Source organism: Sutcliffiella deserti (assembly GCF_020037475.1).
Classification (GTDB): Bacteria; Bacillota; Bacilli; order Bacillales; family Bacillaceae_I; genus Sutcliffiella_A; species Sutcliffiella_A deserti.
On sequence record NZ_JAIQDB010000001.1, the window covers coordinates 511,604 to 532,131 of the forward strand.

Below are 20,528 nucleotides of genomic sequence, written 5' to 3' on the forward strand. Positions count from 1 at the left end.
TCTTTATTTACTTTCATTATTATATATATATGATACATCTCATTATTAACCAAACTTATTGTAGCACAAATCTAATATCAACTCGAGTTTTTCCCTTCATCCCCCCTCGCTTTTAGTTCGACAAAAAAGTTGCCCATTTATAGAGCAACCATAATATGTAGGATATATTAAGCACCACCGTTGATTTCAGCACTACACCTCAGAAAGCGACTAGAACAGAAATCAACAGCAGAATAAAAAAGAACCAAAACTTTTCAAGAAGAAACAATATTTATGAGATTTTATTAAAAATTTGAACTAATTTTTTATAAGTTTCACTTTCTAGTTTCTTATCACCAATTTCGATGTCGTTTATTTCATTAGCTACTAGTTCTTTCGCCATATTGGAAGATATTAATAATGATACAAGTAGCTCTTTATCCTCATCTGTAAATCCCAACATCCATCACCTCCCTTTTTCTTCTACTTTGTGTACCGGTGTGCATAACAAAAAGCTGCATACGCATCAGGCTTAATTTTTGCATCAAAGCCCATTGCTGTGATCCTTCCTGTCATTTCCTGAATAAAATCCCTTGTTGCTCCTTTTTGGCCAATATCAAGATGAATTTCGAATCTAAAATCAGCTCCTTGATCTAAATATGGTATGAGTAAATTTTGGATGATATCTAAGCGCTCATTGGTAAAAAGCATGGCAACTTCTTGACTTAGTGCTGTTTCAAGAGATATCTTTTCATGTAAACTGCGAATGGCTCTTTTGGCGACATAGGGTCTGATACATCCCCAAGCCCCTTTTCCTATACGGTGCAGATGAATGGCCGTCATAAATTTTGTCTCTTTGGGATAAGTATGGGAATCAGTTCCAATAGACAATAAATAGGAAGCTTTCACATCCTTCTCAATAAAGGAGAAAATTTTCATATAAGCTTGTTCGAAAGTAAGGTAGCCGTGGGTAATATTATAAAACTTATTGGTGTTATCCATTGAGCCACTTCCTTTGTTGGGCTTTCCTACTTACTTATATGATGAAAGAAGCCAAAAAATTTACCTTTTTCAACCTAGGATAAGTTATAAGGCTAAATTAATCCGAACATAGGATGTTTTTTAAAACTTTGTTAAAACGCTGCTCTTGATTTCCGCAAAAGGTGCAACGATCTCGGAGCGGTGCTGGAGCCTAGTAACAGTCCTGCCCGTTATAAAATTGTCATGTCTTGAATCCGATTGGACCTTCTCCCCTTACTATAGAATCTAACGGAATAGTTCCTTCTAGAAGAAACCAAATAAAAAGACTGTAGACAAACATCGATAATCATCGAGTTTGACTACAGTCTCAAATTAAAAGGTTTAACCCTTGCTTGTATGAATCTGTCGTTTTAAATATGCACAATGTGGACATTGATAAATTATATTTTGATTGGATTGGGCGGTTAATACCTTATCAATAGCTTCTTCTTTGTTACATTTAGGACAGTGAACTAAAGGCATCAAGAAAAACCACTCCTAACGTATATGTTTCTTAAACTCCCCGTTTTCCACAAAAATGTCATCTTTGTCGATTGCACTTGTATTTGCTAGAACGAGTCCAATATTAGTAGAACTCTCTTTGTCGTCCACTATTGTGAAAGGGATGTTATTCTGAGTTGCTAGGCGAATGTATTTGGAAAGGTGAGCGTAACTAACCTCTCCATCGAGATACAGTCTGGATGATGGGTATCTTTTCATTAGATCTCCAATTGGAGTATACAGCTTTGGCTGCATTACTTGTCCATTTGTAAGAGCTAGAATAATACGCTCTCTTAATTGTGTCAAATACTCTTTTCTTTCACCTGGTTTTATTTCTGGAGTTCCTTTTAAACCTCTATCTATGTAATCGTCTATGTTTTTACCCATGATTCTCTTCCTCTCCACAGTGAAAAAATAGGCACTTGCATTAAGTGGTTTAACGAATAGTAGCTCACATAAATTAATGTATTAGGTCGAAAATTTCTATCGCAATCATATCAATGTTATCAAATTGGAAAGTTTGAGGATTTTCACCCTTCGTGTAAACTTCTAATTCGTATGTATTTGTTTTATCAAAAAATTTCACACTACAAACTTTTTCTCCATTTACCTCAAAAAAACGTTGAGCCGGCTCATTCCCTGCCTCTGATGTTTCTTTTAAATCGTTTAATCTTTTTACAATTCCTACTAATAGTGACATGTCACAACTCTCCTTCTATTCCTTCTAACAATATTATTGACCTATAAAGCTTTGAACATTCGTCATTTTACAGGTAAAATAATGTAGAAACTTATTATTTCTTGCTACATTCTTCATTTCCCTTTTATTGTAGACTAAAACTACCTAAAAGAGCACAAACAAATATGAATTTTTTTCTAATAAGGAGTGTACACCCTATGAAAGTAACCGTTTATACACAACCAGATTGTCCACCATGCCAAGTGGTTAAGCAGTATTTGACTCATCATGACATATCTTATGAACACGTCGATATTTCAGAAGATTCGCAGGCAAGGGATTACCTTGTTTATACGCTTCAATCTTTTTCCACTCCTACAATAACAGTGGATCAGGATATTGTAAAAGGATTTGATTTACCCGCTTTACAACGCCTGCTCAACATTGAAGAATGATTAGAACTTCTCATCCCAATCTTTCAGCAAGAGAATTCATCATACCATTAAAAGATTGGGGAATGAAGTTTTTTAATAATTTTATAGTGGTGAGTTTAGTGAAATTTATTATTTCCTAAACTAAGCACAAAAAAAGAGCGTAACCACCGCTCATTTTTTTCACTCTATCTTCTCGCGAGCAAATTCTTATCCATCCTTTGCTGAAAAAAATGAGCAGCAAACATAGGCAAAGGATTGGAATGAGTGTAACTTGCATTTTGTCGGTTAAATACATGCAGTGCAAACGGCTTTGTTAGTTGCTTAAAAGAGGAATATTTGATACTGCTTTTCTTCAGTTCTTCCAACATATTGAGCGATTCTCTTTTTTCTAGTTCTACTGCTCGTCCACTTTCCACTATCACATCTTGACTTGGAATGGAGGGCTCTGCCACCGTATTGATAGAGTCGTTAACAAGAAAATCAGGCTTTTCCTCTTGATTTCCAAAATTAACTATTCTAATTCCTTCTTTGGTCTCATCTATTTCTATAAATTCATAATGATTTTTATTTAAATAGGGCATGCTTTCATCTACTTCAAAATATTCATAAACAATAATTGTTTCTGTCTCCTTTATTTCAAAAAATTTAGTGCTTTCATCATAGGAAAAAAAAGGTATGTAGAAATAATTAACATCCGTTCCATAGGTTATATAACCCTTGTCCTCTTTGTATAAATGCGCCTCAAGAAACTGTTCCTGGTAGTCTTGTGAAAAGTATGGGTTTAGAACTTCCTTTATCTCCTCCAAAGTTCTATGCTTTTCACCTAAAGAAAATTGTGCTTGCTGTGCTTTTTTTAGCACGGTGTTTATCTCATCATTTGTAGCCGGATTTTGAGCTGCTGCATCAGGAACACCGATTGTTAGTAGAATGATAAAGGCAAATAATAGTTTTGTACCTGTTCTTAGCAAATTAGTTTCCTCCTAATAGTATGTCTCCTAATCTTATCAAGCTTTGATTATGCTCGGGGCTGTAACCGTTCGCAAAATAACTTGCTATTCTGACACATTTCTCATAATTTTAACCTTCCCGCCTTACACTTCTTACAAACAATTTAATCAGATGTTTTTCTGCAGATTATAAAAACAGGACTTAATAACTAGGCTTTGTTAAAGTTGAGTATTGATAATAACGCTATTCCAGCGACGTTTAACACAGCCTATATATAAACGCTAAAAAACTGACCAATGTTACCAAGTCAGTTTTTAGGAGGACATTGCTATATAGGCTATATAAAGTATTACCAGAACCGCAGCAATTAAGTAGGCTAAAAACACCGGGTTCCTGAGTACATAATGCTCTTGAACCTTTTCATTTATTGCTGTATCCATTTCACTGCTCTGTTTAGCATTCGATTGTCGTCCAACCATATATGTGTAGAATAATCCTGCCACTATTACTAAAAGGGCTACTATCGCTAGTATTAAATCTAAAGGACCCATACTTTTCACCTCACGAGCACTATTTACTCTTAAGGTTTGCTTTAAAGATTTTTCTATACCAGTTTTTATAATAAATCTTCTTTTTCATATAAGAAATCGTAAGCAAGATCAATGTATACATATTGCTCATGATTGATAGGATAGGAAAAAGTACGTACAGTTTCCCCAGACTCAATATCACTGTATACATCAGATAAAAGACCTTTGCGCTCCAGCCTCATTTTCATGACATATTCTAAAAAATAAGGCCTCCAACTCCAATTATTCATTTTATATTCCGGTTGCATTTTCCAATTCCCCTCTATTTTAACCAAGTTCGAAGAAAGCTGAAACCCATTTTCATCACAAATATATATTCGGAAACTTATGTCTGAAAATGCCTTCCCAATATGATGAAGCCACAAATCAAGGTCTTCCCTGATTTCAAACTTTCCTAATAAATGTTGGACTTTTCCTTGAAGCATTTCAGTTAAAAGTTGAATTGCTTCAAGTTTTCTTTTTTCATATCGGATAAAGTGACGAAATTTCTCCATTAGTTTAACTTTAGCATAATCCATTGGGAGAAATTCCGGACCAGGGGCATGCAGATAAAAACCTTGATAATATCTGCCCCCATGCCGCCATGCATATTGGAGTTGAAAGGAAGCTTCGATGTTCTCATATAGCAAAGTAGCCCCAATTTTCCTAGAAAGAACTGCCAAGGAAAATAATACATCTTGCTGGGGACCTATTTCATACGAGAGACGCAAAATCTGTAAATCTACTTTTATGATATTAGGAGATAATCTTCCAATCCGATCTAAATTTGTTCCAGATTCTCCAATATTCGAAACTGCAAATTGGATACCATAAGTTCGATAGTAATTAATTAAATTCTGCATATGCTCTATATCGCCTTTATATACGTGCTCTTCTAGTTCCAATACAATATTATCTAGCTTTAGGCCATTTGGAACATAGGATAGAAAAAGCTCCAATAATGCCTCACCTTGATCTAAAAGAAGTAGATGCGCATTTTGGTTGATAAATAACAGAAAGTCCTTCTTTCCCTTGGTATAAGAAGCTAGAACTTTGTTGATAATTACCATTTCTACTTCCAGGCGATACTCATCCGGAACTGTTTCATCCTGAAAAAATGAGCCCAGGCTATGTACGATATCTTTATCTACTTGTATTCGTCCAAGTACTTCATATCCTATTATTGTTTGCCTATCCGCACTAAATATTGCTTGATAATAAGGGATGACCTTGTTTATATTTGTCATAATATCTAGTGGATCCATATTATCCTTCCCCTTTTTACCACTTTTTTAAAAAATTATATCATGTATACAGCTCTAAAATTTATCCATGTTTAACCTAGATAAAGAAAAAACTACTTTAACAAGTAGCTTAATGTTCGTTAATAGTACTTCTTGGGACCTTCAATTCCAATCCTGGTGTTAAACAATCTGTTGTCAGATTATTCATTCGCCTGATGGCTTCTCTTGTGCTATCAAAACGTTGAGCTATTTTTTGAAGACTGTCTGAAGAAATTACTGTATGTCTGTAAATCGGTACCATTAATTCCATTCCTACCAAAAGCGTATCATTTGTTAAGTGGTTATTCTCCATTAGTTCAGCCTGTCTTACTTGCAGGAGATTTGAGATTTCTCTTAACGTATCATCTTTCCGAACTTTAAAGTATCCAAATTCTATATTCTCAGGTTCCATAGTCACATTTTGATCTTTTTCTTTAAACACTGCTATAAGGAACTGTTGGAATTTAATTCGATAACTATTAATAGTTGTTTTTTGAGGAAGATTTTCATTCACATATGTTCTTACAGCTATTAATAGACCCTCTTTCCTTTCCTTAGGTCTTTTTTGGTTTACATATTCAACAGAAAATTCGTAAAATGCTTCAGTTGGATTAATATATAAAGTCACTTCTCTGTTTTCCTCGTCCCATTCATGTTTATAAAACACGCTCATTTCGTTCCTCCTTTTTTAAATTGTTTTGTTTAGTATGTAACCAAACGGTAGAATTTTATGATATTACAGATATATCTTTGTTTATTTATGGTAAGGCTCATCTAGCTTCAAACAGTCTTACCACCCATTATTATTGTTACCATCATGCTCAATCCTTTTGTATTTTGAAAAGTCATTTGCAATTTCGGTTGAATATTGTAACAAAAAAAACTTAACCGCTTGAATTTATCGGTTAAGTTATCTGTAAATTATTTATTCTGCTTATTGTGCTTGCTATGAATATCTAGCGAGTTAAAACGGGAATGGCTGGAGCCATTGCCCACCATCCATTGTGACACATTCCCCATTTATGTAAGCCGCTTTTTCTGAACTTAAGAAAAAGGCTAGCTCGGCAATTTCTTCTGGTGTTCCAAATCGTTTCAAAGGAACACTTTCTGCAACCTTTCTTGCTTCCTCTTCTGATTGCATTAATTTATCTGCTCCACCCGTTCTTTCTATAGGACCTGGAGCAATGGCATTTACTCTAATACCATACTTTGTTCCCCATTCGACGGCTAATGTTCTGGTTAAGGAAAGAACGCCAGCTTTAGCAGCTGCAGAGTGTGCAACACCTGCACCCGCATTCCAAGCATAGGTAGCAACCATATTAATCATACTTCCTTGATGCTCTCTTTCCATCCAATATTTCCCGACAGCAGAACTACAGAAAAAGGTCCCATTTAAAACAATATCAATAACAGACTTCCATCCATTAACGGAAAGTTTTTCCGCCGGACAAATAAAGTTTCCTGCAGCATTATTTATTAAAACATCAATACGACCAAATGCTTCATCTGTAAGTTTGACCATTCGCTCGACATGATCGGGGTCTCTTACATCCATTTGAATGGTTAAAACCTGTCCATCTTCCGTCTCGATTTCTCCTTTCGCGTTTGCTAGTCTCTCTAAATCTCTCCCAGTTATAACAACTTGGTAACCTTCTTTTGCAAACTTCATCGCCATATATTTACCCATTCCACTGGATCCACCCGTAATAATTACAACCTTCTTCTCATCCATTCTATCTCCCCCTTTAATCTTTCTATATCGTTATTTTATCTTAATTATCAAAATAGTAAAATTAATTTGTATGTTTTCCCATAAAAAACATGTGGAAAAGAGAGTAAAGAGACCACAAAAAGTAGTGTAGGAGATGGTATAATATAATTTCAAAAAAAGATTAGATTGTAAAACAGTATTATTTCATTTGATTAAATATTATTTTAGATAGGTTGATGAATAGATGGAAAAAATCACAAGAAGACATTTTTTTAAACGTGTATTTATTGTTCCTTTTATGGTATTTATTACTAGCGGATTAGGTTATTGGTATGCTAGATACATAGAGCCTAAGCAAATAAAAAAAGAGACCCACACTATTACAAACAGCAAAATTCCTGAAGGATTTACAGGTTTAAAAATTGTTCAATTTTCTGATACCCATGTAGGACATTATTTTGAACAAGAAGATCTAGAAAGAGTAGTAAAAATGATAAATGAGGAAAAACCAGATGTAGTTTTCTTTACAGGAGATTTAATGGATGACCCATTGATCTATAAAAACCCACATGATCTTATTCCTATACTAAGCAATATTCAAGCACCTTTAGGGAAATTTGCGATATTTGGTAATCATGATCACGGTGGTTATGGAACAGAAACGTACGATGAGATTATGGTGGCAGCTCAATTTAGGATGCTTAAGAATGAAAGTACTTTTATTGAACTAAAAGATAAAAGTAAAATATATATTGCTGGTGTAGATGACTTGATGTTAGGTAGACCAGATTTCCGACAAACATTAAATGGTATTCCAGAGGATTCTTTTACCATACTTCTTTCCCATGAACCAGATGCAGCAAAGGAGATCTCAGAAGAATTCAACGCTTCTTTTCAATTATCCGGCCATTCCCATGGTGGTCAAGTACAGTTGCCTTTTATTGGTCCTTTAATTACTCCCCCCCTAGGGTCTAAATATTATGAAGGTTTTTATCAGTTTAATGAACTCACATTATTTGTGAACCGAGGTTTAGGAACAACAAGAAAACCACTTCGGTTTATGGCTCCTCCCGAGATTACTTCTTTCATTCTTGAAAGAAAAACTGAATAACATCATCGTTCATAACAAATGGGCGATTATATGCTACCCTGACAAGCGCACAACCACCTTTTTGACATAGAATGTACTAACAAAAAAAAGGAGGCGTATGTCTAGATGTATAGAAATATCCCGTATGGAAGAAATAGTAGATTTTTTGGAGGCGGTTTTGGTTTTCCATTTTTGCCCTTCGTTGGAGGTTTAGCAGTAGGTTCGTTACTCACACGGCCTCGGCCATACTATTATCCACCTTATCCTTATTACTACCGTCCGTATCCACCTTATCCGCCTTATCCTTATCCTTATCCTTATCCTTATTATAGATAAATGAAGGTTTCTAAGAGATTCCACTCGCTCTGGTAGGTGCATAGCCTTTGCAAAAATCAACAGCTACGCGGTCCACGGGGCGGTGCCGGAGCCTCCGGTTGTGCCTTCGGGGTCTTTAGCCTACCGCGGCCGGACGTGGAGTCTCCACCCTTTGCGCAAATCATCGCTGCAATAGTATAATTATCAACACGCAACTTTCACAGAGCCAAGAAAAAAATTAAGTTCCCTATCGTGAACCTTTAAAACTGATTTTCTTTTTGTTCTGATGATTCACTCATATGATTATATTCGCCAGCGAGCATTGTAACATGTGATCTCGCAACCTCCACTTTTCAAGCTTGTACATCACCAATAGCTTCAACCTTTTTTAATTTAGCAAACTTAAAAAGAGGTGTCTCTAATGGCTATTCATTATGTAAAGATAGGTGAAACATTAAGTTCAATTGCATCGGATTATAGAAGATCCGTTGCTGAATTAATTCAAGTGAATAATATACCAAATGCAAACATTATTGTGCCTGGTCAACCTATCATTATTCCAAATCTCCCCGCTAAGGAAAGTATCCCTTATACTATAGAGGTATCCATTTCAAAACGGACACTTACTTTAAAAGAAGCTGGTCAAACAAGGAAAAGCTACCCTATTGCTGTAGGAAGAATGCTTTATTCAACACCAATAGGAAATTATATAATTGTTAATAGGCAACCAAATCCAGGTGGACCTTATGGGGCAATGTGGCTTACTTTGTCTAAAAGGTCATACGGAATACACGGTACCAATGATCCAAGCTCCATTGGAAAAGCTGTTTCAAAAGGGTGTATTAGAATGTACAATCATGACGTTTTAGAGTTATCTTCCATTGTCCCTAATGGCACCAGTGTAGCCGTTCGTCCGTAACCTCACTAGGTTAACCTCTCGCTGTGCTGTACCCTTTTAATCTCCTTCAAATATACTAGCAGGTAGACCAGCTTTTGATTATAATAGAAAGAGAATATATTACACTCAAAGGAAGCGATGACTTGCCTCAGGACATTTACAAGAAATTTGTTCGACAGCTTTTGCTTAATTACCTTCTGGGTTCTTCTATAGCCGTATTAGGTGTAGGAGGAATCTTTATTTTTTCCACATTAGATCTTTCTTTTGCCGAAAAAAATGTGATGGTATTTATATTACTATTTTCAATATTGTTTATGATAACCGGAGAGTACTTGATATTTCGAAAACATATAAAAAAAATCAAGCATATTTTCCATATGGATGACCCTACATATCTCGAGTGCCAGTCTGCATTTTATTATGTCCATCGATTCCCATTTTTAACTGTCCGACGAATACTGGGTCCTCACCTTTTAGGGCTTTCTGTACCTGCAGGTACCCTTGCTCTCATTAGTATTCAGCTGGGCTGGTTGACTTTACCTGTTCATTATATTTTATTAGCATTTATTGGAGCATTATTGATTGCAGGAATGCATGCCTTTATTGAGTATTTTCTTACAGCCCGTGCCATACAGCCGGTCCTTGACATTCTTCAAAACACAACTAGAAAAAACTTTTCCCTGCCTCTAACTCTTGACGGAGACGTACTTGTTTCAATAAAAACTAAATTCCTTATAAGTTCATTATTTATAGGGATCTTTCCTGTACTTTTATTTAGTTTAGCTACTCAAGTCCGTTTGGATGTTCAGGTTATCGAATTAGAGTACTGGAGCTGGGCCATCTTGATATTAGCTGTTGCTGGCGCATTTTCTGCATATGGCTCTTATTTGTTATTTCGTGATATTATCCATCCAATTAATACTCTCTTAAAAGGAATGAAAGATGTAAGAGAAAATCATCTTTCACCAGCTAAAGAATTATATGGAGATGAATTTTCCAGTGTTATAAAAGGTTTTAATATGATGGTAGATGGCTTAAAGGAAAGAAACGAAACAAATAGATTATTATTGGAGAGTTTTTATCAAACTCTTTCCACCGCTCTAGATGCACGTGACCCTTATACTGCGGGTCATTCTTTACGGGTCAGTGAGTTTTCTTTACTTATCGGCAAACAAGCAGGATTAGATTTGATACAAATGGAACAGCTAAAAAATGCTGCTCTACTACACGATATAGGAAAGATAGGGATAAGAGATGAGGTATTATTAAAGGATGGCAAGTTGACGGAAGAAGAATTTCGCCAAATAAAGCTTCATCCTCTTTTAGGAGCAAATATCCTTGAGCAGGTGTTGCCAAAAGAAGCCATTGCTAGTTTAATTCCAGGTGTAAGGAATCACCATGAACGATATGATGGGTTTGGGTATCCAGACCAGTTAGTAGGCATTCAGATTCCTATATTCGGCAGAATCATTGCTGTTGCTGATGCATTTGATGCAATGACTTCAGATAGGCCCTATCGAAAAGGAATGAGCATTACTAAAGCCCTATCCGTTTTAGAGTCAGGGAAGGGGACTCAATGGGACCCTTATTTTGTAGAAATTTTCGTTAAAATTATTCAAAATAGAGAGAATAGGCTACCCGTTGCTTCATCTGGTTGAGACAATAGGTGGCTTCTCTTCCCTTTTAGCAAAAAGGTAAGTATAATGAAGAAAAGAAAGGAGTCTGCTAAGAATGCCCAATCAACGATACACAAACCAAAGTAATAAAGAAACCTCAAAGCAATCTTCTGTAGAAAACCTCTCCCGTGCCATCTTTACGGTGAATCGCCATGCTAAAACAGCACCGGACCCGAAATTTCTCTATACATTAAAACGAAAAGCACTTGAGAAACTGATTGCAGAAGGGAAAGCACAAAAAAAGGGATTGCACTTTTCAAGAAATCCTAAGAATAGCCGGCAGCAGTCCGACGTTCTTGTGTTGGCAGGAGACTACTATTTTCATCTGCCTCCTTCAAAAGAAGATTTTACAGAACTCCCTCATCTAGGGGAATTGGATGATCACTATCGGAATCCGAAAACGAGTATGTCTTTATCAACAGCTAAAAATATGCTCCAAAACTATACAAATTTTCACCCATCAGAAAACCAAGGTCGCCCAACTAAAAAAACCTACGAAAAGCCAGTTTTTAAACGCTTAGGCGAAAGCTATTAAAATAGTTGCTCTAATAATTCTGCTTCTTCTGCTGATGAACTTTGTAGAAAGCGGTATGTTGGAAACACATAGGATAACGGTTGGTGCGCAGTACCTACCCGTATGCTTGCCGCCCGTTATAAAACAGAAGTATAAAACAGAAAAATCAAAAATGCCCACTCAATTATAAATTGGGCGGGTATTTTATTTTTTTTACTTATATCGTCTCTTTTGTATTCTTAATAGGAATCTTAAGCAACACTTAAAAATATTATTTTACATCCTCAAATAGAAACTGATCCATCAAATCGATTAATTTTGTTAATTGAGGTTTACTGATTTGAGCATCTGCTCCTACCATCTCACCTTTATGTCTTAAATGGTCCGTAATGAGCGATGAAAAAATGATGATAGGAACACTTGTTAGACTCCGATCTTCTTTTAACATCTTCGTAAGGTGGTGACCATCCATTTGTGGCATTTCAATATCGGAAATTAGTAGATCAACCTTTGATTCTCCATTTCGGACCTTCTCATCAAAATAATCCCACGTTTCTTTCCCATTTTCAAAAAATGTAATATGTTCAAACCCTGCCGCAAGTAGCGTTTCTTGTAAAAGTTTTCGAAGCATTGGTGAATCCTCAGCAATTACAATGTTTTTCTTACCACGTTCAGGATTGATTGAACGAGAGATGGGGTTCAGACTTCCCTCCATATTCGGATATATGTCATAAATTATTTTCTCGACATCCACCAATAAAATCATTTTCTCTTCTTGTTTAATTACTCCTGTCACATGATCCTCAAGCCCTTGATTTAGAGAAGCAGGCTTATCCATTTGGGACCAGGATAGTCGATGAATTTGTGTGACATGATCCACCCGTAAAATGACCTTCATCCCATTAAACTCACTAACTATAAATTTATCTTCGTTATAAGAACTTTTAGAATCAATGGATAAAGCCTTTCTCAAACTGATTACTGGAAGAACCTCTCCTCTTAGTTCAATGATTCCCTCAATATTGGGATGAGAATGAGGAACTTTTGTTATTGCAGTCGGATTGATGATTTCTCTTACTTTTAACACATTTATACCAAAACTAGTATCAGAAATTAAAAACTCCAGAAATTCTACTTCATTAGTTCCAGAGTCTAATAAAATGCCCTTTTTATTTTCCATAGCTGTACATCCCTTCACTTTCTAAATCTCACTACACCTTTAATATCGGAAATATTTCCTATTAGTTAAGGACAGTCAAACTGGGTCATAGGGACAGGTCCATCGTCCCAATCGGTAGTTCATAAGGGTGCATTTTGCCCTCTTCAGAAATCCTAGCTAATAAAAAATCGAGCACCCTCAAAAAGAGTACTCGATAATTATTTCATTCTGCGTGCAAAATCAATAAAACGGAACTTATCCAAGCGATGACGAGACTCTGTAAATTGGAATGGACTGGCATCATCTAAATGTACGACACTTTTTACCACTACAACATGACTTAACCCATTTAAATCAAGTAATATATGATCTTCCTCTGAGGCTTCTTCCACTGTAACCTCTTTATCTGCAAAACTGATTTGAAGTCCTAGTTCATTTTCCAAGTATTCATAGATGGAATGTTCAGCGATCGCATGGCTTAGATTAGGAACATGTTTTTTTTGAAAGTAATCTTTATCAAGAATAATACTTTCTCCATCCACTTGTCGGGAACGGACAACTTTCCAGAGTTCTTCCTTTCCTAACTGCTCTTGTAACCCTTCACTAGCTTCCACAATATTAATTTCATGCACTTTTGTGAGCCAAGGTTTCCCCATCTTCTCCGCCAGCTCCTTAAAGCTAACAAGGCCTGAGATAGGAAAATCAAATCGTGTTCGATCTAATACGATTGATCCCTTTCCACGAACTTTTTGAATATACCCGTTCTGGGCCAATAAATTTAAAGCTTTACGAACAGTTTCACGCGAGGAAAGGAATTGCTCCATCAACTCATGTTCAGAAGGAAGCTTATCTCCCACACTAAATTCGTCTTGTTCTAGTTTTTTCACAAGTTCATGATAAATCCATTGAAATTTATTTTTTTTCATCTGTTATCACCTGACATCATTGTAGCATTATTTTTTCAAGTGATAAATAATGGATTCATAAGGACGAAGGGAGACTTCCTTGTAGCTTATACTTGAATCTTTATAATTGCTGAGCAAAATTTCCGCCTGATATTCATCCACATCTACATCAGAAGGCAAGACAAACGTACTTTCCTTGGCATAATAATTATTAATGACAAGTAACTTCTCATTATTCCAATTACGAATATAAGCAAAAATTTCACGGTGTTTTTCCAAAATCAACTCAAAATTTCCCCACGTTACAATGTTATATTTTTTTCGTAATTCAATAAGCTTTTTATAATGGTGAAAAATTGAATCTTTGTCAGCAAGTGCTGCTTCAGCATTTATTTGAAGGTAGTTCTTTGCTACATTAATCCATGGGGTACTCTTAGTAAAGCCTGCGTTTTCACTGGCATTCCATTGTACTGGTGTACGAGAATTATCCCGGGATTTATGACGAAGAACCTCCAAGATTTCTTCTTCTTTCATCCCTGATTCCTTTTTCAAATGATAAGTATTTAAGGATTCTACATCACGATAATCTGATATTTTAATATAGCCCGGATTTGTCATACCAAACTCTTCTCCCTGGTAAATATAAGGAGTTCCACGCATCATATGCATGCTTGTTGCAAGCATCTTTGCCGATTCTTTGTGATATTCTTTATCATTCCCATAGCGTGAAACAATGCGAGGCTGGTCGTGATTGCACCAAAACAGCGCGTTCCATCCTCCTCCTTCTGTCATTTCAATTTGCCATGTTGATAGAATATCCTTTAATTTTTGAAAGTCGAAATCCGCCACAGACCATTTCTCACCGCCAGGGTAGTCCACTTTCAAATGATGAAAATTAAAGGTCATACTCAACTCATTACGGTCGGGACGTGTATAGTTAATACAATGGTCAATAGTGGTAGAAGACATCTCCCCTACAGTCATACTGTCATATTTAGAGAATACTTTTTCATTCATTTCATTCATATATTGATGGACTTTTGGGCCATCTGTGTAAAATCTACGGCCGTCTCCCGGAGGCACTGTACCATCATCGTCGGGGAAATTCTGGTCTTTAGAAATAAGGTTAACCACATCAAGACGGAAACCATCCACCCCTTTTTCAAACCAGAAAGTCATCATATCGTAGACCTGCTTGCGAACTTCAGTATTCTCCCAATTTAAGTCCGCTTGCGTGACGTCAAATAAATGCAAGTACCATTGTCCTGTTTTTTTGTCATACTCCCAAGCATTTCCTCCAAATTTCGAATCCCAATTTGTTGGCTCACTTCCATCCTCTCTGCTGTCCTTCCATATATAAAAGTCGCGGTATGGGTTATTCTCTTTTGCTTCTTTAGACTTTTTGAACCATTCATGTTCAGTAGAGGTATGATTTACGACTATATCCATAATTACTTTTATTTCCCGTTCATGGGCCTGGTCAAGAAGTTGATCAAAGTCATCCATCGTTCCGTATTCTTCATGGATAGAAAAATAATCGCTTATATCATATCCATTGTCTTTTTGAGGAGATTGATAAATTGGGGTTAACCAAATTACATCCACACCGAGTTCCTTCAGATAATCTAATTTTTTAATAATCCCCTGTATATCCCCTACCCCATTACCAGACGTATCATTAAAGCTTTTCGGATAAATTTGATAAACTACCGAACGTTTCCACCACGGTTCTTGTTGTACTTTATTCATAGTAAACACCTCTTTAGTTAAAATGATTGTTATTAGTTAAGTAAATCACTCTTGCCTCATATGAGCGCATATTAAACTCTGAAACATCGCCTACGTTTTAATTTAATAACCGTTGATAAGAAATTGATTAGTCATAAATCTATCTTATAACTATAGTATTTACAAATTTGTAAAGGATTGTAAAAAGGGGCCAGACCCCAATTTACAATCCTTTACATTCATTTCTCTATTTTGTTGCTTCTTTTTTCATTTTTGTTTTTGCGATTAAGAAGGTAATAACAAATGGTACGATTAAAACGATTCCCATTCCTAAGAAGAATACTGGCCAGTATTCGTTTAAAATGGAGAAAAATGATGGAATTCCGCCCACTCCGATAGATGGTGCCATTACACCTGCAATCGTTATGATTATCCCTGCTATGGCAGAGCCTATCATTGCTGCAAAAAATGGGTAACGGAAACGTAAGTTTACCCCAAACATTGCTGGTTCCGTAATCCCTAACCATGCTGAGATAGAGGAAGTTAAAGCTAACCCTTTTAATTTTTCGTCTTTTGTCGCCAACATCATGGCAAAGGCGGAAGAGCCTTGAGCTATATTGGAAAGTGCAACCATCGGCCATAGGAAGGTACCTCCGATTGTTGCAATCAATTGTAAATCAACTGCCAGGAAAGTATGATGCATTCCTGTTATAACAAGCGGTGCATATAATCCACCATAAATTAATCCACCTAAGGCCGGAACAGCATCAAAGATCGCTACGAATCCGTCAGTTAAATAATTACCCATAGTAAACGTAATTGGACCAATTGCCACAAATGTAATGAAACCTGTTAACAATAGTGTAATTGGTGGAACTACCAACAAATGAAAACCATCACTGACTCGTTTTGCTAAAAATTGTTCTATTTTAGCTAGTACGTATGCTGCTACAAGTACAGGTAATACTTGCCCTTGATATCCTACCTTTTCAATTTCTAACCCAAGAAAATTCCAGGTGTCCACTGCTCCTTCTTCTTGAGCTTCTGCGTATCCCCAGGCATTTAAGAGATCTGGATGCACCAACATTAAGCCTAATACGATACCAAGTAGCTCACTTCCCCCAAATCTTTTGGCGGCGGACCACCCAATTAATCCTGGTAAAAAGACAAAGGCTGTATTTGCTATTAAATTTATAATTCCTGCAATATCTTCCCATTGTGCATATACATCAATTATTGATGCATCATCAAAAAAGATACCTTTTCCTGTCAGCATATTGTTTATTCCCATTAATAAACCAGCTGTAACGATTGCCGGTAATATCGGGATGAAAATATCAGCAAGTGTTTTTACCGCTCGCTGCAGTGGATTTAAATTTTTCTCAGCGGCTTTCTTCACATCATCCTTTGAAGCTTCTCCAACACCAGTAATCTCGACAAATTCTTTATATATTTTGTTAACCGTACCTTGGCCTATTACCACTTGGAATTGTCCATTAGTGGAAAACGATCCTTTAACACTTTCTAGGTCTTCTAAAGCCTCTTTATTTACCTTACTTTCATCATTCAAAGCCAAACGGAGACGTGTTACACAATGTGTAGCAGCGCTAATATTTTCTTTCCCTCCGAGTGCACGGACAATTTCTTCTGCTTGTTTCCTGATGTCCATTTTAGTTTCCTCCTAGTTCCCCTGCTCTTAAGCTCTTTTTAAATGAAACAATACTGTTTCTCCTTTTATTGCATTGTCAGATACTCTCTTTTCAAAACTCTCTAGAACCTCGCCATTTGTGATTACAATAGGAGTGATCGTACTGGAGGCTTTCTCTTTAATCAAATTCATATCGAAGCTAATCAATTTATCCCCAGCTTTTACTCGGTCTCCCTCTTTTACATGACCTTCAAATCCTGCACCATTCATAGAAACTGTCTCAAGACCCACATGTATTAAAATTTCTGCTCCCATATCTGAACGTATTCCAATGGCATGTTTTGTATGGAAAAATTGAACTATCTCTCCATCAACAGGCGCAACTACTTCTCCTTCTGATGGCAGAATAGCGAGTCCATCCCCCATCATCTGTTGTGAAAAAGTTGGATCTGGAACCTCTGTGAGCTCTGTAACTTTTCCACTTAAAGGTGCATAAATTATTTCTTCTGTAGGTTTTATCTCTGTTTCTTTTTTACCAAAAAACTTTTTAAACATAAGGCTTCCTCCTGTCCCTAATAAAGTTATTTAATGAGTTCATGTAACACCGCCGTTAATTTCCGCTAAAAAGACAACGCTTTCGGGGGATTGGTGCTTAAGTTTACTTTTATCAGCAGCCCTCTTTAATACAACCTAAAATTAAGAAAAGGGCTTACAAAAACGCTTTTATTCACCTCAAAAACATGTATATACATGTTCAACTTTAGTTTATCTTGTATATACATGTTAGTCAACTAAAAACTTTTTAACTTCTCTAAACCCGACATGATACTTTTAGTGAGAAGAGCTAAAATCACAAAGGAAAACAAAGATTTGAAATGTGTCCAATTTATCAAATTCAGCATCGAAAATTTTATGAATAAAGGTTCTAATACAAAGGAAAGTAAAGACGATACGAGAACACTTCCAAGCAAAAACTTCTTCCAATTAGAAAGGTACTGATACAACAGCATAAACATGACTGGAATAACTGATAAGTCTGCTGGTAGTAAGGTTGGTACTTTGTTATACAAATTATATGGATATTCCCACAGTCCATTTGACGTACCGATTAAATCTAACCACGTTGCAATCACTGCCCATAACATCCCATATATTAAAAGTTCATATAACCTATTCTTGTCTGCAAAAATCCACCAAATTACCCAAGGTAAAAAAATGGAAAGAAACAACAACCACCATCTTGGGTCAGCTATGTAATTAAGAATGATTAAATCAGAGTAAAAGGGAAAATGGTAAGGCCTCATTACATACACTCCCTCACTTCCTTGCCTTTATATGATAAACAGTTACTTGTCGAATAATGTCGCTCTCATAATATTTTCCCCTTGTTATGCCGATATTACACACTCAAATATTTTAAAATGACATAAATAGAAAAAAGACCCGAATTTGTGTAAAATTCGAGCCTTTTTTCTATTAGGCTGATTTTGTAATGTTGTTCTGCGTAATTATCACAACACGTAACAATCATTGCTGTCGTGCCCATTTTCCTCTGTAATTAGCATACTCCCTATAAATCAATAGTTGTCTTAAAAGGGAAGAGAGAAAACACTTTGAAAGAAATGGATATTTTATTTGCCTTGTGCAGCTCAGCTTTTCCATCTTCATCTCTCATATAGAGAGAATAATTCTTTTCTTTTTTTGCACTTTTTCCTGGAATGGTTACTTCATTTAATACTTCAAACGTATCAGTTTTTTGCGACAAATATTCCTGACTCACATTGGAACTTGCACTATTATGCGTACCATTTAAAATAATAGAATATATTGTAGCTTTCATTTCAATATCGTCTTCATCAACAACTTCTGTATAATAAACCTCAATAGGCATATGAAAAGGGTTCTGCAAGTTTACAGCCACCGCACTATTTTCTTCATCTAATACAGCAGAAGTGACAATGCTCTCTTTGCTTACTTGAATGTAAGTGAAAAATAATATACTTACTAAAATAAGTGAAAAGATCAAGCGATAATACACTTTTTTATATTTTTTCACTGCCCCTCTCCTCACTTTTTACCTCATGTCTGATGTTGTAAGTCTATACCTCCTACATAACACCAATTCAGCAAAAATAAACATGTAAGCTAATCTTCTTCCTTTACAGAGGCCTCCAGTTCATCTACTAATTCCCCTTTATCATTAAATAACTGAGCTGTATCGCCTTTGTCGTTCCACAGATAATCACTTAACCAGTGAATATATCGCTTGAATTGCTTCTTTTGTGCGCCTGAAGTAATATAAATCATTTCTCCAGGAGCTAACTTAAAAGCTTTCGGAAAGTCAAATGTCTGATAACCTTTTTTACTAATTAATTTCCAATTTGAAAGATCAACTGTACTCTCTCCCTTATTTTGAAGAGTTACTGTTTCTTCCATTACATCCAAATCGGTTATTACGACAGCATCGGTTTTTGTTCTTTCCTCGGTATTTGCATATAACCACGGTCGGTTATTAACAAAAAGCAAGTTACCATCTGTAGAAAAAATTACAGAGCCAGCTTCAGCTGTATTATAAACGTCTGCTCCACTTTCTATTAGGCGATTTAAGACAGGCTGATGTGGGTGACCAAAGTCATTATCTTTTCCAGCCGATATAACCGCTATCTTCGGCTTAACTTCTTTTAGAAAAGAAGCAGTCGATGAACTATTGGAGCCATGATGAGCTACTTTTAACACGGTGGATGACAATCTATACTTTCTCGTCAATCTTTTCTCTTCTATTTCTTCTGTATCTCCCATAAACAGAAATTTCACATCTCCATATGTGATTTGCAAGACTATGGATGCATCATTGGTTTCCTTTTTACCTACCCCGCTATTTAGTACCTTTATTTTCAGGTTCGGATCAATCTCAAGTTTCATTTTTTCCTTCGCATATTGTACCGGAACGATATTATTCCACACATATTGTTTGTATTGAATGAATGATAAAGTGGAATGGGCTTTCCCACTGTCCAAAATTTTATTTACTGGAACTTTTTCCAACAAGGAGGGGATTCCTCCAATATGATCAAAATCAGGGTGGGTGATAATGAGTAAATTGATAGTGGAAACGGATACTTTTTTCAGATAGCTAACAAGTTTAGAGGAGGATTGTTTGGGTCCAGTATCTATTAAGACATTTAAGCCATTTGGTGTTTGCAACAATATCGCATCGCCTTGCCCTACATCTATGAAATGCACTTTTAGTTTAGGTAAATTCTCGTCCTTCACAGGAATCTCTTTAATGCTATTCGGGTGAGTTGCGGTTAAATGGAGAGTTAATGGAAGATTAGCAAGGTTGGTCCTAACATAAGATTCGAAGTTGATAAAAGGATTTATAAAGGAAATTATAAATGCTAAAAAAAATATCAAGCTTTTCATAATCATTTTTTCTCCCCCTAGAACAATAATTCATTACTGTTACTATGA

General features: G+C 36.0%; 22 protein-coding genes. 5 read left to right on the forward strand and 17 right to left on the reverse strand.

Going from position 1 to position 20,528, the window contains the following annotated elements; genetic code table 11:
• Nucleotides 1-271: 271 nt before the first annotated feature.
• The 4 genes from abbA to K9B36_RS02485 all read right to left on the reverse strand — a co-directional run bounded on the left by abbA (nucleotide 272) and on the right by K9B36_RS02485 (nucleotide 2,200).
• A complete protein-coding gene (gene abbA / locus K9B36_RS02470) occupies nucleotides 272-442 on the reverse strand; it encodes an antirepressor AbbA (RefSeq protein ID WP_223700414.1) in 171 nt (56 codons plus the stop codon).
• Between the two features lie 20 nt (nucleotides 443-462).
• Nucleotides 463-981 (reverse strand): ribonuclease H-like YkuK family protein, encoded by a 519-nt coding sequence (locus tag K9B36_RS02475; protein ID WP_223700415.1) that lies wholly within the window; start codon nucleotides 979-981, stop codon nucleotides 463-465.
• 516 nt (nucleotides 982-1,497) lie between these two features.
• Nucleotides 1,498-1,887, reverse strand: a complete 390-nt coding sequence (locus K9B36_RS02480) for a YueI family protein (RefSeq protein ID WP_223700416.1) — start codon at nucleotides 1,885-1,887, stop codon at nucleotides 1,498-1,500.
• Between the two features lie 73 nt (nucleotides 1,888-1,960).
• Entirely contained in the window at nucleotides 1,961-2,200 is a 240-nt protein-coding gene (locus tag K9B36_RS02485; protein ID WP_223700417.1) for a YkuJ family protein, read from the reverse strand.
• A 197-nt stretch (nucleotides 2,201-2,397) separates the two neighbouring features.
• Here K9B36_RS02485 and K9B36_RS02490 point away from each other — a divergent pair, with 197 nt between their 5' ends.
• Nucleotides 2,398-2,634 (forward strand): glutaredoxin domain-containing protein, encoded by a 237-nt coding sequence (locus tag K9B36_RS02490; protein ID WP_223700418.1) that lies wholly within the window; start codon nucleotides 2,398-2,400, stop codon nucleotides 2,632-2,634.
• A 164-nt stretch (nucleotides 2,635-2,798) separates the two neighbouring features.
• Here K9B36_RS02490 and K9B36_RS02495 read toward each other — a convergent pair whose 3' ends face one another.
• The 5 genes from K9B36_RS02495 to fadH form a co-directional block, all read right to left on the reverse strand.
• On the reverse strand, nucleotides 2,799-3,581 hold the full coding sequence (locus K9B36_RS02495) for a DUF3993 domain-containing protein (protein WP_223700419.1): 783 nt from the start codon (nucleotides 3,579-3,581) through the stop codon (nucleotides 2,799-2,801).
• 294 nt (nucleotides 3,582-3,875) lie between these two features.
• The gene (locus tag K9B36_RS02500; RefSeq protein ID WP_223700420.1) at nucleotides 3,876-4,112 is read right to left on the reverse strand and encodes a hypothetical protein; all 237 of its coding nucleotides are present in this window, start codon (nucleotides 4,110-4,112) and stop codon (nucleotides 3,876-3,878) included.
• Between the two features lie 65 nt (nucleotides 4,113-4,177).
• Nucleotides 4,178-5,395, reverse strand: coding sequence for an EAL domain-containing protein (locus K9B36_RS02505; RefSeq protein WP_223700421.1), 1,218 nt, complete (start codon nucleotides 5,393-5,395; stop codon nucleotides 4,178-4,180).
• A 109-nt stretch (nucleotides 5,396-5,504) separates the two neighbouring features.
• Complete coding sequence (locus K9B36_RS02510; protein WP_223700422.1) at nucleotides 5,505-6,086, reverse strand: LysM peptidoglycan-binding domain-containing protein; 582 nt, start codon at nucleotides 6,084-6,086, stop codon at nucleotides 5,505-5,507.
• A 291-nt stretch (nucleotides 6,087-6,377) separates the two neighbouring features.
• The gene (fadH, locus tag K9B36_RS02515) at nucleotides 6,378-7,145 is read right to left on the reverse strand and encodes a 2,4-dienoyl-CoA reductase (protein ID WP_223700423.1); all 768 of its coding nucleotides are present in this window, start codon (nucleotides 7,143-7,145) and stop codon (nucleotides 6,378-6,380) included.
• Between the two features lie 223 nt (nucleotides 7,146-7,368).
• Here fadH and K9B36_RS02520 point away from each other — a divergent pair, with 223 nt between their 5' ends.
• The 4 genes from K9B36_RS02520 to K9B36_RS02535 all read left to right on the forward strand — a co-directional run bounded on the left by K9B36_RS02520 (nucleotide 7,369) and on the right by K9B36_RS02535 (nucleotide 11,638).
• Entirely contained in the window at nucleotides 7,369-8,235 is an 867-nt protein-coding gene (locus tag K9B36_RS02520; protein ID WP_223700424.1) for a metallophosphoesterase, read from the forward strand.
• A 715-nt stretch (nucleotides 8,236-8,950) separates the two neighbouring features.
• Nucleotides 8,951-9,448 (forward strand): L,D-transpeptidase family protein, encoded by a 498-nt coding sequence (locus K9B36_RS02525; protein ID WP_223700425.1) that lies wholly within the window; start codon nucleotides 8,951-8,953, stop codon nucleotides 9,446-9,448.
• 74 nt (nucleotides 9,449-9,522) lie between these two features.
• Nucleotides 9,523-11,085, forward strand: coding sequence for an HD-GYP domain-containing protein (locus K9B36_RS02530; RefSeq protein WP_263399248.1), 1,563 nt, complete (start codon nucleotides 9,523-9,525; stop codon nucleotides 11,083-11,085).
• A 73-nt stretch (nucleotides 11,086-11,158) separates the two neighbouring features.
• Nucleotides 11,159-11,638, forward strand: a complete 480-nt coding sequence (locus K9B36_RS02535) for a YkyB family protein (protein ID WP_223700426.1) — start codon at nucleotides 11,159-11,161, stop codon at nucleotides 11,636-11,638.
• Nucleotides 11,639-11,888: 250 nt separating this feature from the next.
• On the opposite strand, the gene K9B36_RS02540 is transcribed toward K9B36_RS02535, so the two are convergent.
• The 8 genes from K9B36_RS02540 to K9B36_RS02575 form a co-directional block, all read right to left on the reverse strand.
• Nucleotides 11,889-12,797 (reverse strand): chemotaxis protein, encoded by a 909-nt coding sequence (locus tag K9B36_RS02540; protein ID WP_223700427.1) that lies wholly within the window; start codon nucleotides 12,795-12,797, stop codon nucleotides 11,889-11,891.
• A gap of 197 nt (nucleotides 12,798-12,994) precedes the next feature.
• A complete protein-coding gene (treR, locus tag K9B36_RS02545) occupies nucleotides 12,995-13,702 on the reverse strand; it encodes a trehalose operon repressor (protein WP_223700428.1) in 708 nt (235 codons plus the stop codon).
• A 27-nt stretch (nucleotides 13,703-13,729) separates the two neighbouring features.
• Nucleotides 13,730-15,430, reverse strand: a complete 1,701-nt coding sequence (gene treC, locus K9B36_RS02550) for an alpha,alpha-phosphotrehalase (RefSeq protein WP_223700429.1) — start codon at nucleotides 15,428-15,430, stop codon at nucleotides 13,730-13,732.
• A gap of 226 nt (nucleotides 15,431-15,656) precedes the next feature.
• The gene (treP, locus tag K9B36_RS02555; RefSeq protein ID WP_223700430.1) at nucleotides 15,657-17,078 is read right to left on the reverse strand and encodes a PTS system trehalose-specific EIIBC component; all 1,422 of its coding nucleotides are present in this window, start codon (nucleotides 17,076-17,078) and stop codon (nucleotides 15,657-15,659) included.
• A gap of 27 nt (nucleotides 17,079-17,105) precedes the next feature.
• Complete coding sequence (locus tag K9B36_RS02560) at nucleotides 17,106-17,612, reverse strand: PTS sugar transporter subunit IIA (protein WP_223700431.1); 507 nt, start codon at nucleotides 17,610-17,612, stop codon at nucleotides 17,106-17,108.
• 236 nt (nucleotides 17,613-17,848) lie between these two features.
• A complete protein-coding gene (locus tag K9B36_RS02565; protein WP_223700432.1) occupies nucleotides 17,849-18,361 on the reverse strand; it encodes a CBO0543 family protein in 513 nt (170 codons plus the stop codon).
• 266 nt (nucleotides 18,362-18,627) lie between these two features.
• Nucleotides 18,628-19,113, reverse strand: a complete 486-nt coding sequence (locus tag K9B36_RS02570; RefSeq protein ID WP_223700433.1) for a hypothetical protein — start codon at nucleotides 19,111-19,113, stop codon at nucleotides 18,628-18,630.
• Nucleotides 19,114-19,202: 89 nt separating this feature from the next.
• On the reverse strand, nucleotides 19,203-20,486 hold the full coding sequence (locus K9B36_RS02575; protein ID WP_223700434.1) for an MBL fold metallo-hydrolase: 1,284 nt from the start codon (nucleotides 20,484-20,486) through the stop codon (nucleotides 19,203-19,205).
• Nucleotides 20,487-20,528 lie beyond the last annotated feature (42 nt).

Bases quoted from the DNA above. Each gene is read 5' to 3' on its own strand.
- abbA (WP_223700414.1), bottom strand. From the start codon at position 442: ATGTTGGGATTTACAGATGAGGATAAAGAGCTACTTGTATCATTATTA.
- K9B36_RS02475 (WP_223700415.1), bottom strand. From the start codon at position 981: ATGGATAACACCAATAAGTTTTATAATATTACCCACGGCTACCTTACT.
- K9B36_RS02480 (WP_223700416.1), bottom strand. From the start codon at position 1,887: ATGGGTAAAAACATAGACGATTACATAGATAGAGGTTTAAAAGGAACT.
- K9B36_RS02485 (WP_223700417.1), bottom strand. From the start codon at position 2,200: ATGTCACTATTAGTAGGAATTGTAAAAAGATTAAACGATTTAAAAGAA.
- K9B36_RS02490 (WP_223700418.1), top strand. From the start codon at position 2,398: ATGAAAGTAACCGTTTATACACAACCAGATTGTCCACCATGCCAAGTG.
- K9B36_RS02500 (WP_223700420.1), bottom strand. From the start codon at position 4,112: ATGGGTCCTTTAGATTTAATACTAGCGATAGTAGCCCTTTTAGTAATA.
- K9B36_RS02505 (WP_223700421.1), bottom strand. From the start codon at position 5,395: ATGGATCCACTAGATATTATGACAAATATAAACAAGGTCATCCCTTAT.
- K9B36_RS02510 (WP_223700422.1), bottom strand. From the start codon at position 6,086: ATGAGCGTGTTTTATAAACATGAATGGGACGAGGAAAACAGAGAAGTG.
- fadH (WP_223700423.1), bottom strand. From the start codon at position 7,145: ATGGATGAGAAGAAGGTTGTAATTATTACGGGTGGATCCAGTGGAATG.
- K9B36_RS02520 (WP_223700424.1), top strand. From the start codon at position 7,369: ATGGAAAAAATCACAAGAAGACATTTTTTTAAACGTGTATTTATTGTT.
- K9B36_RS02525 (WP_223700425.1), top strand. From the start codon at position 8,951: ATGGCTATTCATTATGTAAAGATAGGTGAAACATTAAGTTCAATTGCA.
- K9B36_RS02535 (WP_223700426.1), top strand. From the start codon at position 11,159: ATGCCCAATCAACGATACACAAACCAAAGTAATAAAGAAACCTCAAAG.
- K9B36_RS02540 (WP_223700427.1), bottom strand. From the start codon at position 12,797: ATGGAAAATAAAAAGGGCATTTTATTAGACTCTGGAACTAATGAAGTA.
- treR (WP_223700428.1), bottom strand. From the start codon at position 13,702: ATGAAAAAAAATAAATTTCAATGGATTTATCATGAACTTGTGAAAAAA.
- treC (WP_223700429.1), bottom strand. From the start codon at position 15,430: ATGAATAAAGTACAACAAGAACCGTGGTGGAAACGTTCGGTAGTTTAT.
- treP (WP_223700430.1), bottom strand. From the start codon at position 17,078: ATGGACATCAGGAAACAAGCAGAAGAAATTGTCCGTGCACTCGGAGGG.
- K9B36_RS02560 (WP_223700431.1), bottom strand. From the start codon at position 17,612: ATGTTTAAAAAGTTTTTTGGTAAAAAAGAAACAGAGATAAAACCTACA.
- K9B36_RS02565 (WP_223700432.1), bottom strand. From the start codon at position 18,361: ATGAGGCCTTACCATTTTCCCTTTTACTCTGATTTAATCATTCTTAAT.
- K9B36_RS02575 (WP_223700434.1), bottom strand. From the start codon at position 20,486: ATGATTATGAAAAGCTTGATATTTTTTTTAGCATTTATAATTTCCTTT.